Origin of the sequence: Brucella anthropi (assembly GCF_046630315.1) — a bacterium.
In the GTDB taxonomy this organism is placed as follows: domain Bacteria; phylum Pseudomonadota; class Alphaproteobacteria; order Rhizobiales; family Rhizobiaceae; genus Brucella; species Brucella anthropi_A.
This window is the reverse complement of the sequence record NZ_LQBD01000036.1, coordinates 133,606-149,105: the sequence shown is the minus strand read 5'-3', so window position 1 is coordinate 149,105 and position 15,500 is coordinate 133,606. Positions and strand designations below refer to the sequence as shown.

Below are 15,500 nucleotides of genomic sequence, written 5' to 3'. Positions count from 1 at the left end.
CGGAGCCTTTTCTCAATTCCTCTCGGGCTGTGCTTAGAACTTGTAAGCGACGCCGAGGCGGATATCGTTGGTCTTGAACGAGCCGCGGGTGTTGTAGTCGCCCAAACCGAAGTCCTTCTTGCCGAAATCGGTGTAGCGATATTCGAGGCGGAGCAGGATATTGTCGGTCGCGGCATAGTCGATACCGGCGCCTGCGGTCCAGCCGGTCAGGGTCTTGTCGCTGCTATAGCTGCTGCCGCCGACATTGAGCGAGTTCTTCACGCCGCCAAAGGCAACACCACCGGCGATGTAAGGCATGAAACGGTCAACGGCATAGCCAGCACGTGCACGCACCGCGCCCGACCATTGCAGTTTCGTTTCAGCCGAGGTCTGAACGGCGTTGCCGCTTGAGATATAGTCATGCGACTTCTTCATGTTGTCATAGTCGAAGTTGCCGTCGACACCGAGAATGACATTGTTGCCCATGTCGAAGTTATAGCCGGCATAGACGCCGCCGATGAAACCGTTCGGCTTGAATTCGCTGGATTGGCCGTTGGACTTGTCGTCAAGTTTGGAGCGAGCCCAGCCCCAGCCGACTTCACCACCGATATAAGCACCGCCCCAGGAAAAGACCGGAGCCACGGCCATCGGGGCTGGTTCCTGTGCGGTGATTGCGTCTGCGGCGTACGCGCCGGTGCTGGCAACAACTGCGAGCAGGGAGGCACTCAGTAAAATTTTGATCTTCATCGAAAACTCCTAGAAAATATAATTGAGACGGCAGGGTATGTAGTACCGATTGGCGAGAATGTATGTAACATAACGGCAACATCAGTATTGATTTGGCGTTATGTTACATATAAAATATTGTTAGTCTGATTTTATATTATATTTTCATTTAAATCTAAATATAGATTGATAGATATATTTTAGATATTATTAAATTTGATCGCAATAATTTGAGGTATGGGTAACAAAAAAAGGCCCCGCGAAGCAGGGCCTTTTCCAGACATGTTCGATCGAATTAGAACTTGTATGCGACGCCGAGACGAACTTCATTGGTCCTGAAGTCCTGATTGACGTTCGCACCAGCGAAATCGATGTCTTTGTCGCCATAGTCGGTGTAGCGATATTCAAGGCGAAGGATCACATTGTCAGTTGCGGCATAGTCAACGCCAGCGCCTGCGGTCCAGCCGGTGAGCGTCTTGCTTTCGGAGAAGCCGATGCCATCAACATCGCCGCTGGTCTTGACCTGTCCAAAGGCTACACCACCTGCGATATAAGGCAGGAAGCGATCAAACGCATAGCCAGCGCGGGCACGAACGGCACCCGACCAGCGAAGCCTTGTATCGACGGAGCCGCCAAGTCCGGTAAAGTCATCCTTCAGGTTGTTGTAAGTGGCGTCACCGTCAATGCCGAGAACGACATTGTTGCCGAGGTCAAAATTGTAACCGGCATAAAGGCCGCCGAGGAAACCGTCCGGCTTCAGTTCGAGCGTATCGAAGCTATCATCAAACTTGGACTTGCCCCAGCCATAGCCGATCTGGCCACCGATATAGGCACCGTTCCAGGTAAAGGTCGGAGCAACCACAACCGGAGCTGGCTCCTGTTCGATGACGGCGTCGGCAGCCTTGGCGCCCGTGGCGGCCACGAGGGCGACAGTCGATGCAAGAAGAAGGGCCTTGAGCTTCATGATAAACCTCCAAAGGAAAGTCTTAAGAACCATTATTTGTCCCTAATATAAGGGATTGCTTCTAAAAGTCTGTAGCAAACGGGTCACAGCAAGGGGAATGTCGCCTGCGCGTTACACGTTCCCGTGAGCACCCGGCAAACACGGTTGACTTCGACCCGCGCAATCGAGGGCAGGCCTATGCCGGTTCTTCAGGATATAATTTCGCCGTCGTTCAGGTTATAGAAAGCAGCACAACTGGCGGGGAAACAGGAAATGCGTGGCACGAAGGGCGTGAACGGGCGGGTCGACTGGGTCGATATTGCCAAGGGTATCTGCATCATCTTCGTTGTCATGATGCATTCGACGCTGGGTGTGGAAAAGGCAGCCGGGGCGCAGGGCTGGATGCATTATGTGGTCGCCTTCGCCAAGCCTTTTCGCATGCCGGATTTCTTCATGATATCGGGCCTGTTTCTCGGTCTTGTCATCGACAGGCCGTGGCGGCGCTATCTTGACCGCAAGGTGGTGCACTTTCTCTATTTCTATATTCTGTGGCTGACGATCCAGTTTGCCTTCAAGGCACCCGCCATTGCCGGCGAAACCGGAGTTTCCGGTGTGGTGCTGGCCTATCTGATGGCATTCATCGAGCCGTTCGGGACGCTCTGGTTCATCTATATCCTGCCGGTATTCTTCATCGTGACGCGGCTTTTGAAGCGTGTGCCGGTGGGGGGTGCCTTCACGGCGCTGGCATTTCTGGAGATGCTGCCGATCCATACAGGCTGGGTCATGGTGGACGAATTCTGCTCGCGCTTCGTCTATTTCTATGCGGGTTATGCCTTTGCACCCGCCATTTTCCGGGCCGCGGACTGGCTGCGTCAGCGCCCGCTTATCGGCATGGCCGGTCTGCTTGTCTGGGGCTTTGTGGAATATAAGCTCGTCTTCATGCCCGTACCTGAAGGCCTGGCCGCTCTGATCCCGCCCGCAGGCGACCTTCTGGATGGGCGCGGCGCTATCGGCGATCTGCCGGTGGTTTCACTTTTGCTCGGATTGGTGGGCGCGCTGGCGATCATCGCCGTCTCTTCGCTTTTGAGCCTGCTCCCCGCCGGAAACTGGCTGCATCGCGGCTTGAGCTGGCTCGGCGCGCATTCGATCGTCGTCTATCTGGCTTTCTTCCTGCCCATGGCGATCGCCCGCACGGTGCTGTTGAAACTCGGGATCGGCGATATCGGCACCGTCTCGCTGCTGACCACCGCAAGCGGCGTCATTGGGCCTGTCATTCTTTATGGCCTTATCCGGTGGAGCGGTTACGGAAAGTTTCTGTTCCATCGCCCCGGCTGGGCCTCTATCGATCCGGTGCCGCAAAAGAAAACGGCGGCCGCCGCCGCCGTTTGATTGCATCACGAATGCGCGAAAATATCGTCTTCCGGCCAGCCCATGAGGTCGAGTTCCGAGCGCGTCGGCAGGAACTTGAAGCAGGCCTCGGCCTGTTTCGTGCGGCCATCGCGCTCAAGCCGCTGTTCCAGAACCGCCTTCAGGCGGTGGAGATAAAGAACATCCGAGGCGGCATATTCAAGCTGTGCCTGTGACAGGACTTCGGCTGCCCAGTCGGAAGACTGCTGCTGCTTGGAGATCGAAACCTCCAGAAGCTCACTGCAAAGCTCCTTCAGGCCGTGACGGTCCGTATAGGTGCGGGTAAGCTTCGATGCGATCTTGGTGCAGAACACCGGCTGCGGCATGGTGCCGAAAGCCTGCGCCAGCACGGCAAGATCAAAGCGGCCGAAATGAAAGATCTTGGTGATCGAGCGATCCTTCAGAAGCTTCACCAGATTGGGCGCCTTTTTCTGCCCGGCCTCGATCTGGATCACGTCCGCCGTGCCGTCGCCGGGTGAAATCTGCACCACGCAAAGCCGGTCGCGATGCGGGTTCAGGCCCAGCGTTTCGGTGTCGATGGCGACCGCGTCCACCTGATAATGGTCAAGGTTCGGCAAATCGTTTTTGTGAAAACGGATAGTCATTCAGTTGTCCTTATTTCGCGGCGACGGCCGCTATGATTCTTGCCCTATTTGGCGGCGATGGTCGCCATGATTCTGGCCCATGAGCGCTGGCCCTTGTGGAAGGAATTCAGCTCATATTTTTCATTGGGCGAATGGATGCGGTCGTCTTCAAGGCCAAAGCCGACCAGAAGCGATTCCATGCCGAGGAATGTGTCGAAATCGCCGACAATCGGGATCGAGCCGCCCATGGCGATCAGTACGGCAGGCTTTGGCCATTCGTCGGAAAGCGCGTCCTTCGCCTTGGAAACAAGCGGGGAATCATAAGGAAGCTGGATTGCTGGCGAGCCGCCATGCGGATGGAACTCGACCGAGCAGTCGGCTGGAACACGCTCTTTCACGAAGGCGCGGAAGGCTTCGCGAATCTTGGCCGGGTCCTGTTTGTGCACAAGGCGGAAGGAGACCTTGGCGGAAGCTTCGGCTGCGATCACGGTCTTGAAGCCTTCGCCGGTATAGCCGCCGATAATGCCGTTCACTTCTGCGGTGGGGCGTGCCCAGGTGAGTTCCAAAACGCTGCGGCCCTTTTCGCCGGACGGGATGGAAAGACCGATGGGGCCGAGGAAGTTTTCGGCCGTGCGACCGAGGCTTTCCCAGGATTTCAGAATCTGGGTCGGGGTTTCCTCCACGCCGTCATAGAAGTCCGGCACGGTGATGCGCCCGGTTTCATCATGCAGGTCGGCTAGAATTTTGGTCAGGATGTGGATCGGGTTTGCCGCAGCACCGCCGAAGAAGCCCGAATGCAGATCGCGGTCGGCGGCCTTGATGACGATTTCCTCCCCGACGAGGCCGCGCAGGCCAACGCTGATGGCGGGCGTTTCCATGTCCCACATCGACGTGTCGCAGACCAGCGCCACATCGGCCTTCAGCTCCTGCTTGTTGGCATCGAGGAATGGCTTCAGCGACGGCGAGCCGGATTCTTCTTCGCCCTCGAACAGAAGCGTCACCTTGACCGGCAGGTTGCCGTTCACGGCCTTGTAGGCGCGGCAGGCTTCCACGAAGGTCATGAGCTGGCCCTTGTCGTCGGAGGTGCCGCGCCCGGTCAGGATCTTGCGGCTCCCAGTCGAGGCATCGCCAATGTCCTTGATAGCCGGATCGAAGGGATCGTTTTCCCACAGATTGAGCGGGTCGACGGGCTGCACATCGTAATGGCCATAGAAAAGCACATGCGGCGCATCGGCTGTTGCGCCTTCGTGATGGGCAACGACCATCGGGTGGCCGGGCGTATCGCGCACGTTGGCATCGAAACCGATCGACTTCAGGTCTTCCACCAGCCATTCCGCGGCCTTGCGGCAGTCGGCCTTATAGGCCGGGTCGGTAGAAATCGACTTGATCCGCAAAAGATCGAACAGGCGGTCGAGGCTCTTGTCGAGATTGGCGTCGAGATGGTCGAGAACTTTGTCGAGCGATGGCGTGGACATGGATGCTTCCTGACGAGTCGTAACGTAAACTGGCGGCACACTACAACCAGCGCCATCAATAAGAAACCCAATTCGAGAGAGGGATATCCGCCTGAAAATGAATTGGCCGCTGCGGTGAGGGGGTTACCACAGCGGCCATATCACTACACTCAAAGCGGCAGCCCGGAGAGGGGAATGAGGCTGCCGCTAACATCCGGCATCCAACGGGGGACGGGTCAGAAAACCGGCGACCGACGAATTGTCGATGACCTGAATTTGGCCTTTCAACTGTGGCTATTCAAGGGCACGGAAGATTACAAATCTGTAACAAACGTGTTATCGCGACGTGATGGATTTCTTTCACGTGGACGGATGTTTCTCCTGACATGGGAGCGGTTTCCTTTATGGCCGCTTTCCTCTAATTCTACCGTATGAAAAAAGGCGATCATCTCTTTCTCGTTGACGGCTCGGGCTATATTTTCCGCGCCTATCATGCCCTGCCACCGCTGACCCGCAAGACGGACGGTCTGCCCGTGGGCGCGGTTTCCGGCTTCTGCAACATGCTGTGGAAGCTGTTGAAGGATGCGCGCAATACCGATGTCGGCGTGGTGCCGACCCATTTCGCGGTCATTTTCGACTATTCGTCAAAGACGTTCCGCAACGCGCTTTATCCCGATTACAAGGCAAACCGCACCGCGCCGCCGGAGGATCTGGTCCCGCAATTCGGCCTCATCCGGCAGGCGACACGCGCCTTCAATCTGCCTTGTATCGAGAAGGAAGGTTTCGAAGCGGACGATCTCATCGCCACATATGCGCGTCTGGCCGAGGAAGCAGGCGGCGATGTCACCATCGTCTCCTCCGACAAGGACCTCATGCAGCTCGTGACACCAGCCGTGTCGATGTATGACAGCATGAAGGACAAGCAGATTTCGATCCCGGAAGTGATCGAGAAATGGGGCGTGCCGCCGGAAAAGATGATTGACCTGCAATCGCTGACCGGCGACAGCACCGACAATGTTCCCGGCATTCCCGGCATCGGCCCGAAGACGGCGGCGCAGCTGCTGGAGGAGTTTGGCGATCTCGACACGCTTTTGGCCCGCGCTTCTGAAATCAAGCAGAACAAGCGCCGCGAAAACATTCTGGCCTTTGCCGGCCAGACGAAGATCGCGCGCGAACTGGTGACGCTCAAGACCGATGTGCCGCTGGATGTCGATCTGGATGGGCTCGTGCTGGAGCCGCAGAACGGACCGAAGCTGATCGGTTTCCTGAAGGCCATGGAATTCACCTCGCTCACCCGCCGCGTGGCCGAGGCGACCGACACGGATGCATCGGCGGTCGAACCCTGCCATGTGGAGACTGACTGGGGTGCGGATGCCCATGGCCCCGATGTCGATGTTCCCGAAAAGGCCGCTGCTGCTGCATCGCAACCGGTCTTGGCACCCACGGCCGCCGGGTCCGATCAGGGCTATGCGCCGAAGGCGCTCGCGGAAAGGCGGGCGGCGGAAGCCACCGCGCAGAAGATCGATACCAGCGCCTATACCTGCATCCGCGATATGGCGACGCTGAAGCAATGGCTGGCCGAGGCGGTGGAAACCGGCCTCGTGGCTTTCGACACCGAAACCACATCGGTCGATCCCATGCAGGCCGAGCTTGTCGGCTTTTCGCTGGCGCTGGCGCCGGGCAAGGCCGCCTATGTGCCGTTGCAGCACAAGTCCGGTGCGGGTGATCTTCTTGGCGGCGGCATGGTCGAGGGGCAAATTCCGCTGGGCGAAGCGCTGGCCGTGCTGAAACCTGTGCTGGAGGATGCTTCCGTCCTCAAGATCGCGCAGAACATGAAATATGACTGGCTGGTCATGCGCCGCCATGGCATCAACACCGTTGCCTTCGACGATACGATGCTGATTTCCTATGTTGTGGATGCGGGCACCGGCAGCCACGGCATGGACCCGCTGTCCGAGCGCTGGCTTGGCCACACGCCGATTGCCTATAAGGATGTGGCGGGAAGCGGCAAGAGCATGGTCACTTTCGACATGGTGGATATCGATCGTGCGACGGCCTATGCCGCCGAGGATGCCGATGTCACGCTGCGGCTGTGGCTGGTGTTGAAGCCGCGTCTTGCCGCCGAAGGGCTGATGTCGGTCTATGAGCGCCTGGAACGTCCGCTGATCGATGTGCTGGCGCGCATGGAAGAGCGCGGCATCGCCGTCGACCGGCAGGTGCTTTCACGCCTTTCCGGCGATCTGGCGCAGGCTGCCGCTGCCTATGAAGACGAAATTTACGAACTGGCGGGCGAGAAATTCACCATAGGATCGCCCAAGCAGCTTGGCGATATTCTCTTCGGCAAGATGGGGCTTCCGGGTGCGTCCAAGACGAAGACCGGCCAGTGGTCGACCTCCGCGCAGGTGCTGGAAGACCTTGCCGCAGAAGGCCATCCGCTGCCGCGCAAGATCGTGGACTGGCGCCAGCTCACCAAGCTCAAATCCACCTATACGGATGCGCTGCCGGGTTTCATCAACCCCCGGACCAGGCGCGTCCATACATCCTATGCGATGGCGTCCACCTCGACGGGGCGGCTTTCCTCGTCCGAGCCCAATTTGCAGAATATTCCGGTGCGCACCGCCGAGGGGCGCAAGATCAGGACAGCCTTCATCGCCGAGCCCGGCAACAAGCTGATCTCCGCCGACTACAGCCAGATCGAGTTGCGCGTGCTCGCGCATGTAGCCGACATTGCGCAATTGAAGCAGGCTTTTGCCGACGGCATCGACATTCACGCCATGACGGCGTCGGAAATGTTCGGCGTTCCGGTCGAAGGCATGCCTTCGGAAGTGCGCCGCCGCGCCAAGGCGATCAATTTCGGCATTATCTACGGCATTTCCGCCTTCGGTCTGGCCAACCAGCTTTCCATCCCGCGTGAGGAGGCTGGACAATATATCCGCACCTATTTCGAGCGTTTCCCCGGCATCAAGGATTATATGGAGGCGACCAAGGCTTTCGCGCGCGAGCATGGCTATGTCGAAACCATTTTCGGTCGCCGCGCGCACTACCCGGATATCAGGGCGTCCAATCCGCAGGTCCGCGCCTTCAACGAGCGTGCGGCCATCAATGCGCCGATCCAGGGTTCAGCCGCCGATATCATCCGCCGCGCTATGATCCGCATGGAAGATGCGCTGGCGGCGGAAAATCTCGCCGCGCGTATGCTGTTGCAGGTCCACGACGAACTCATCTTCGAAGTGCCTGAAAATGAAGTGGAAAAGACTATTCCCGTCGTGCGCCGCGTGATGGAAAATGCGGCCATGCCCGCCGTCTCGCTCGCGGTTCCTCTGCATGTGGACGCAAGGGCGGCGCATAACTGGGACGAAGCGCATTGAGTTTTGTTCCGGTTGACCGGGAAGCGTTAAACCTATAGGGAAGAGCCAATTCTGGTGCTTCGGTAGTCGTCTGGGGAGTCGTGGACAAGTGGTTCACGACCAATGGGTATGCGGCTTGAGAAGCTTTTTTGAAAGTTATTCATGTCTCTGCCTGATACCATCGCTCCGGCTCTCTCCGGAGCATTAGCCGCTCGCGGTTACAATACGCTCACCGCCGTTCAGAATGCAGTTCTGGCTCCCGAAACGCTCGATGCCGACCTTCTCGTTTCCGCACAGACCGGATCGGGCAAGACGGTTGCTTTCGGCCTTGCCATGGCCAACACCATTCTAGAGGACGAACTGCGCTTCGGCGATGCGGGCGCGCCGTTGGCCATGATTATCGCGCCGACGCGCGAACTGGCACTTCAGGTCCGTCGTGAACTGGAATGGCTCTATGCCGATACCGGCGCGCGGATTGCATCCTGCGTTGGCGGCATGGATATCCGCACCGAGCGCCGGGCGCTGGAACGGGGAAGCCATATCGTCGTCGGCACGCCGGGCCGCCTGCGCGACCACATCACCCGCGATGCGCTTGATATGTCGCAACTGCGTGCCGTCGTGCTCGATGAAGCCGACGAAATGCTCGACATGGGCTTTCGCGAGGACCTCGAATTCATCCTTGGCGAAGCGCCGGAAGACCGCCGCACGCTGATGTTCTCGGCAACTGTGCCGAAGCCGATTGCCCAGCTTGCCAAGCGCTTCCAGAACGACGCGCTGCGCATCACCGTCCAGAGCGAAACCAGCCAGCATGCGGATATCGATTATGTCGCCATGCCGGTGCCGCCGCATGAGCGCGACCACGCGATCATCAATACGCTGCTCTATTACGACAGCCAGAATTCGATCATTTTCTGCTCGACCCGCGAAGCGGTGAAGCACATGGCAAGCCGGCTTTCCAATCGCGGCTTTGCCGTGGTGGCGCTTTCGGGCGAACTGAGCCAGGCCGAGCGCAACAATGCGCTTCAGGCCATGCGTGACGGACGTGCCCGCGTCTGCGTCGCAACCGACGTTGCCGCGCGTGGGATCGACCTGCCGAACCTTGATCTGGTCATTCATGCCGATCTTCCGAATAACCCGGAAACAATGCTGCACCGCTCAGGCCGCACGGGCCGCGCAGGCCGCAAGGGCACCTGCGTTCTGGTCGTGCCGTTCTCGCGCCGCCGCACCGCCGAGCGCCTTCTGCACATGGCAAAGCTCGACGCGCAGACGGTTCCGGCACCGAGCATTGCAGCCGTTCAGGCCAAGACCAATGAGCGCATCTTGAATGCGGAAGTCTTCAACCAGCTGGTTGAAGAAGAATATCAGGATCTCCTCAAGGCACTGGTCGAGCGTTATACGCCGGAACAGATCGCTAGCGCTTTCCTCAATCGTGAGGTGGCTTCCTATCCGGCAGCGGAAGAAGTTTCCGATGCACCTGTGCATCCGGTTGGCGGCAAGAAGCCCAGAGATCGTTTTGAAAAAGGTGAGCGTTCCGACCGTGGCGACCGCTTCGAACGCGGAGAGCGCCGCGAGCGTGGCGAACCGGGCGAACGTTTTGACCGCAATGCGCATTTTGACGGCGTGTGGTTTTCGGTTTCTGCCGGTCGCAAGCATCGCGCCGATCCGAAATGGCTGCTGCCGCTCATCTGCAAGGCGGGCGATGTTTCCAAGCGCGATGTCGGATCGATCAAGATTTTCGACAATGAAACCCGCTTCGAAATCACGGCCTCGAAGGCTGATGAATTCCGCCGTTCGGTCGAGGAACGCGGTACCGGCGAAAAGGGCCTTGTGATCCGCACCGCCGTTGCCGGTGCAGGCGGCGACGCCGCCCCGCGCGAAGGCAAGGGTGGCTTCAAGCCGCGCGGCGACAAGTTCAAGGACGGCGGCTACAAGAGCGAAGGCTATAAGGGCGACCGCTCCAAGGGCGACAAGTGGGACAAGCCGCGTGATTTCTCCCGTGGAGACGACTTCAGGAAAGACGGCTTCAAAAAGGGTGGCAAGAAGCCCGAAGGCGGCTTTGGCAAGAAGCGCCGCGGCGAATAAACTTACTGCTCAGAATAATGAAAAGCCCCAGATTTCCGGGGCTTTTTCGTATCAAACGTCCAGATTGGCAACGCTCAGCGCATTTTCCTGAATGAATTCGCGTCGCGGCTCCACCTCATCGCCCATGAGGCGCGAGAACAGGGAATCCGCATCGGTCGCATCCGTCACCTTGACCTGCAACAGCGAGCGCACATTCGGGTCGAGCGTGGTTTCCCAAAGCTGTTCGGCGTTCATTTCGCCCAAGCCTTTGTAGCGCTGGAGGGTCAGGCCCTTGCGGCCTGTCGCAAAGATGGCGTCAAGCAGGGCCATCGGCCCGGAAAGCGTTTCCACCTTGTCCTTGCGGCGCATCACGGGCGGCTCGGCAAAGACCTCCGACAGGCGTGCAGCCACGCGGTCGATCTGCCGGGCGTCGGCAGAGCCGAGCAGCGCCATGTCGAGAATGGCGATATCCTTCACGCCGCGCACCATGCGCTCGAAGCGATAGCCGCCATCTTCCGTCACATGGGCTTCCCAGCCGCGCTCGGTTTCTTCCGAAATCATGTCGAGACGCTTTGCAACGATATTGGCGGAAGCTTGCGCGGTTGCATTGTCTTTCGAGGCATCCGGATTGAGAAGCCCGGCAATGGCTGCCTGTTCCACCACGCGGCGATCATAGCGTGTGTGGAGCCCGGCCAGAAGCTGGCGCATGGTGCGGGCATCCTCGACCACTGAACGCAGGTCCGGCCCGGCGCGGACTTCCCCGCTTGCCATTTCCAGCGTTGCTTCCTCAAGACCTGTCTCGATGAGGAAGTCCTCGAAGGCGGCTTCGTTCTTGATATATTGCGAGGATTTCCCGCGTGAAACCTTATAGAGCGGCGGCTGCGCGATATAGATATGGCCGCGCTCGATCAGTTCCGGCATCTGGCGGAAGAAGAAGGTCAGCAGCAATGTGCGGATATGCGCGCCGTCGACGTCAGCATCGGTCATGATGATGATCTTGTGGTAGCGCAGCTTATCCGGGTTGAAGCCGTGCGTTTCATCCTTGCCGATCGATGTGCCGAGCGCGGTAATCAGCGTGCCGACCTGATCGGAAGAGATCATGCGGTCGAAACGCACGCGCTCCACGTTGAGGATCTTGCCGCGCAACGGCAGGATGGCCTGGTTCTGGCGCGAACGACCGCTCTTGGCGGAGCCGCCTGCCGAGTCACCCTCGACGATGAAGATTTCCGACTTGGCCGGGTCGCGCTCCTGACAATCGGCAAGCTTGCCGGGCAGGGACGTCACGCTCAGATTGCTCTTGCGGGTGATGTCGCGTGCCTTGCGGGCGGCTTCACGGGCTGCGGCTGCCTGAATGACCTTCTCGACCACGGCCTTGCCGCCTGCCGGATGTTCTTCCAGCCATGTCGAAAGCGCCTCGTTGACGAGGCTTTCCACGACCGGGCGCACTTCCGAGGAAACGAGTTTGTCCTTGGTCTGCGAGGAGAATTTCGGATCGGGAACCTTGACCGAAAGAACGGCGGTCAGGCCCTCGCGGCAGTCATCGCCGGTAAGCTGCACCTTTTCCTTCTTGGTCATGCCCGATGCATCGGCATAGCCCGTCACCTGACGGGTCAGCGCGCCACGGAAACCGGCCAGATGCGTGCCGCCGTCGCGCTGCGGAATGTTGTTGGTGAAGCACAGCACCTTTTCATGGTAGGAATCGTTCCACCACATGGCGACTTCCACCGTCATGCCGTCTTTTTCGCTGCGGATATAAATCGGCTCTTCCAGAAGCGATTTCTTGCTCTGGTCGATATATTTCACGAATTCGACAAGCCCGCCGTCATAGTGCAGCTCATGCTCCTTGACGTCGGCATGGCGGCGATCGGCAAGCTTGATGCGAACGCCGGAATTGAGAAAGGCAAGTTCGCGCAGGCGGCGCTCCAGCGTGTCGAAATCGAATTCGACCATGGAGAAGGTTTCGGGCGACGGCAGGAAGCTCACTTCCGTGCCCGTCTCCGCCCCCGCATCGCCGGTCACGACCAATGGTGCGTCCGCGACGCCATGGGTGAAGCTCATTTCGTGGATCTTGCCGGCGCGGCGGATCTTCAGCTTCAGCCAGATCGACAGCGCGTTCACCACCGACACGCCGACACCGTGCAGACCACCGGAAACCTTGTAGGAATTCTGGTCGAACTTGCCGCCGGCATGAAGCTGGGTCATGATGACCTCGGCTGCCGAAACCCCTTCTTCCTTATGGATATCGGTCGGGATGCCGCGCCCGTTATCGGTCACGGTGCAGGACCCGTCCGGGTTGAGGGTGACGGTCACAAGCGTGGCATGTCCTGCCAGCGCTTCATCGATTGCATTGTCCACGACCTCGTAGACCATATGATGCAGGCCGGAGCCGTCATCCGTGTCGCCGATATACATGCCGGGGCGCTTGCGAACGGCATCCAGACCTTTCAGAACACGAATGGAATCCGCGCCATATTCGGCGGGGGCTTCGGAATTCATCTCGGGCATCTCGCTCATGAAAATCTTTCGAAAAATGCGCTGCGGATGCAGCTTCAAAGATATGTCGAATCACGCGACAAACATGGCTTTAATATAGGTGCTAACGGCTATTTTTCCAAATTATGACGGTAAATTTGCCGGGGATTCCGGCCATCTGCCGCTCACGAGCCGGTCCCTTCGCCGTCCCGCTTCTGGAAGCGCCACAATTGGCGCTTATATCCGGTTTGACGGGGGTGTTCTCGGCCTGTTTCATGACGAAAGGAACACTTGATGGAAATTGCCAACGCCATGGGCGAAAGATCAGATCCATTCGTGCCGCCTGCACCGCGTCCGCGCGAAAAGCCGGTCGGCCGTTTCGAGATGATGCGGGTCGTCTACAGGAACCCGCTCGAGCTTTGGGGCGAACCTTCCTACAATGAACGCTGGGTAGAGGTGAGCTGGCTCGGCATGAAAACCATCATCGCCAACGATCCGGGGCTGATCCGTCATGTGCTGGTCGACAATGCCGCCAATTATCCCATGTCGGCCATTCGCCAGCGTGTGCTGCGCCCCTTGCTGCGCGATGGCCTGCTGACGGCCGAGGGCCAGGTGTGGAAGCGCTCGCGCAAAGCCATGGCGCCGGTTTTCACGCCGCGCCATATCGGCGGCTTTGCCGAGACCATGCGCGACCGGTCCCGCCAGTTCGTCGCGCGTTACAAGACCTCGGGGACGATTACCGATGTCGCCCATGACATGACGCTCCTGACTTATGATATTCTTGCCGCAACCTTGTTCTCGGGCGAGATCGCAGGCGATCCGAATGATTTCGCAAACCAGATCGACAAGCTTTTCGAAACGATGGGGCGGGTCGACCCGTTCGATCTTCTGGGCCTGCCCGACTGGCTGCCGCGCTTCACGCGCCTGCGCGGACAGCAATCGCTGGGTTTCTTTCGTGAACTCGTCTCCAACACCATAGCGCTGCGCAAAGCCCGCATGGACAGGGGGGAAGATGTACCGAGCGACTTCCTTACCCTGCTTTTGCGCGCCGAGGGAGCGGACGGGCTGAGCCGTTCCGAAATCGAGGACAATATCATCACCTTCATCGGCGCGGGCCATGAGACCACCGCCCGCGCGCTTGGCTGGACGCTCTATTTGCTCGCCAAGGCGCCGCACGAACGCGACCGTGTCGAAGCCGAAATCGATGGCTTTCACGCAAAGGGCGGGCGCGATCTGCCTCCGCAGGAATGGCTGGCGTCGCTGCCTTTCACGCGCGCGGCCTTCGAGGAGGCGATGCGGCTTTATCCGCCGGCGCCATCGATCAACCGCGAGGCGGCGCAAGACGATACTTACGAGGATCTCAGGATTGCGAAGGGCACGGCCATATTGGTCATGCCATGGGTCATTCATCGCCACAGGCTCTACTGGGACCAGCCGGATGCCTTCATGCCGGAACGCTTCTGGCCGGAAAACCGCGACAGGCTCGATCGCTTTCAATATCTGCCCTTCGGTGCGGGGCCGCGGACCTGCATCGGCGCAAGCTTCGCCTTGCAGGAAGCGGTTATTGCTCTGGCAACCTTGCTGGATGGCCGCCGCTTCGATGTTCTCGAAACGACGAAACCGTGGCCGGTGCAGAAGCTCACCACCCAGCCGCAAGGCGGCCTGCCGATGAAGGTGGTGAGGCGCTGATCAGCTTTTCAGGCGTTCCGCGTGCCAGCGCAGATGGTCGCCCATGAAGGTCGAGATGAAGAAATAGGAATGGTCGTAGCCCTCGCGCATATTGAGCGTGAGGGGAATGCCCGCCTTGTTGCAGGCTTCTTCCAGAAGCCAGGGCCGCAGGCCGTCATCGAGAAAGCCGTCCGCGGTCCCCTGGTCGACAAGGATTTCCGGCAAACGGTAGCCGTCTTCGATCAGAAGCGTGGCATCATAGGCGCGCCATGCCCGTTCTTCCGCTCCGAGATATTTTTGGAGCGCCGGTCTGGACCATCCCGCCGTGGAAGGCTGCACGATCGGGGCGAATGCCGAGACCGATTTGAAACGGTCGGGGTTCTTGAGCGCAATGGTCAGCGCGCCATGTCCGCCCATGGAATGGCCGGTGATCGCCTGTCGCGCCATATCCAGCGGAAACTGTTTTGCCGCCAGAGCGGGCAGTTCCTGCGTGATATAGCTGTACATCCGGTAGTTTTGCGCAAAAGGTTTCTGTGTCGCATCGACGTAAAAGCCGGCGCCCTTGCCGAATTGCCAGTTGTCGGGTTCATCCGGAATATCATCGCCGCGCGGGCTGGTATCGGGGCAAATAACGGCAATTCCCAATTCGGCGGCCATTTGCCGATATTCGCCCTTGTCCATCACATTTTGATGCGTGCAGGTGAGGCCGGAGAGATACCATAATACCGGTACCGGCCCATCTTTGGCCTGCGGCGGCAGGAAGACGGCAAAGGTCATGTCGCATTGGTTCGTCTCGCTCTTGTGGCGATAAACGCCCTGCGTTCCGCCAAAGCATGTCGCAACCGAAATGGTTTCCATC

10 protein-coding genes are annotated in these 15,500 nt (G+C 59.0%); 4 read left to right on the top strand and 6 right to left on the bottom strand.

Features of this window, described 5'->3' with window-relative positions; translation table 11 throughout:
* Nucleotides 1–33: 33 nt before the first annotated feature.
* Both AVM02_RS16550 and AVM02_RS16545 read right to left on the bottom strand, forming a co-directional pair.
* Nucleotides 34–726: an outer membrane protein gene (locus tag AVM02_RS16550; protein ID WP_411508009.1), complete on the bottom strand. Its 693-nt coding sequence runs from the start codon at nt 724–726 to the stop codon at nt 34–36.
* Between the two features lie 274 nt (nt 727–1,000).
* Complete coding sequence (locus AVM02_RS16545) at nt 1,001–1,669, bottom strand: outer membrane protein (RefSeq protein WP_411508008.1); 669 nt, start codon at nt 1,667–1,669, stop codon at nt 1,001–1,003.
* A gap of 252 nt (nt 1,670–1,921) precedes the next feature.
* Here AVM02_RS16545 and AVM02_RS16540 point away from each other — a divergent pair, with 252 nt between their 5' ends.
* On the top strand, nt 1,922–3,037 hold the full coding sequence (locus tag AVM02_RS16540) for an acyltransferase family protein (protein ID WP_411508007.1): 1,116 nt from the start codon (nt 1,922–1,924) through the stop codon (nt 3,035–3,037).
* A 5-nt stretch (nt 3,038–3,042) separates the two neighbouring features.
* On the opposite strand, the gene AVM02_RS16535 is transcribed toward AVM02_RS16540, so the two are convergent.
* Together AVM02_RS16535 and AVM02_RS16530 are read right to left on the bottom strand one after the other, a co-directional pair.
* Nucleotides 3,043–3,660, bottom strand: coding sequence for a ribonuclease D (locus AVM02_RS16535; RefSeq protein ID WP_411508006.1), 618 nt, complete (start codon nt 3,658–3,660; stop codon nt 3,043–3,045).
* A gap of 44 nt (nt 3,661–3,704) precedes the next feature.
* Nucleotides 3,705–5,114 (bottom strand): dipeptidase, encoded by a 1,410-nt coding sequence (locus tag AVM02_RS16530; protein ID WP_411508005.1) that lies wholly within the window; start codon nt 5,112–5,114, stop codon nt 3,705–3,707.
* Nucleotides 5,115–5,524: 410 nt separating this feature from the next.
* Between AVM02_RS16530 and polA the strand changes: the two genes are divergently transcribed.
* Entirely contained in the window at nt 5,525–8,461 is a 2,937-nt protein-coding gene (polA, locus tag AVM02_RS16525) for a DNA polymerase I (RefSeq protein ID WP_411508004.1), read from the top strand.
* A gap of 141 nt (nt 8,462–8,602) precedes the next feature.
* Complete coding sequence (locus tag AVM02_RS16520) at nt 8,603–10,522, top strand: DEAD/DEAH box helicase (protein WP_411508003.1); 1,920 nt, start codon at nt 8,603–8,605, stop codon at nt 10,520–10,522.
* Nucleotides 10,523–10,573: 51 nt separating this feature from the next.
* On the opposite strand, the gene gyrB is transcribed toward AVM02_RS16520, so the two are convergent.
* Nucleotides 10,574–13,015 (bottom strand): DNA topoisomerase (ATP-hydrolyzing) subunit B, encoded by a 2,442-nt coding sequence (gene gyrB / locus AVM02_RS16515; protein ID WP_411508002.1) that lies wholly within the window; start codon nt 13,013–13,015, stop codon nt 10,574–10,576.
* Between the two features lie 252 nt (nt 13,016–13,267).
* Between gyrB and AVM02_RS16510 the strand changes: the two genes are divergently transcribed.
* The gene (locus tag AVM02_RS16510) at nt 13,268–14,662 is read left to right on the top strand and encodes a cytochrome P450 (RefSeq protein ID WP_411508001.1); all 1,395 of its coding nucleotides are present in this window, start codon (nt 13,268–13,270) and stop codon (nt 14,660–14,662) included.
* On the opposite strand, the gene fghA is transcribed toward AVM02_RS16510, so the two are convergent.
* Complete coding sequence (gene fghA / locus AVM02_RS16505) at nt 14,663–15,499, bottom strand: S-formylglutathione hydrolase (RefSeq protein ID WP_411508000.1); 837 nt, start codon at nt 15,497–15,499, stop codon at nt 14,663–14,665. It abuts the gene before it with no gap.
* Between the last annotated feature and the right edge of the window lies 1 nt (nt 15,500).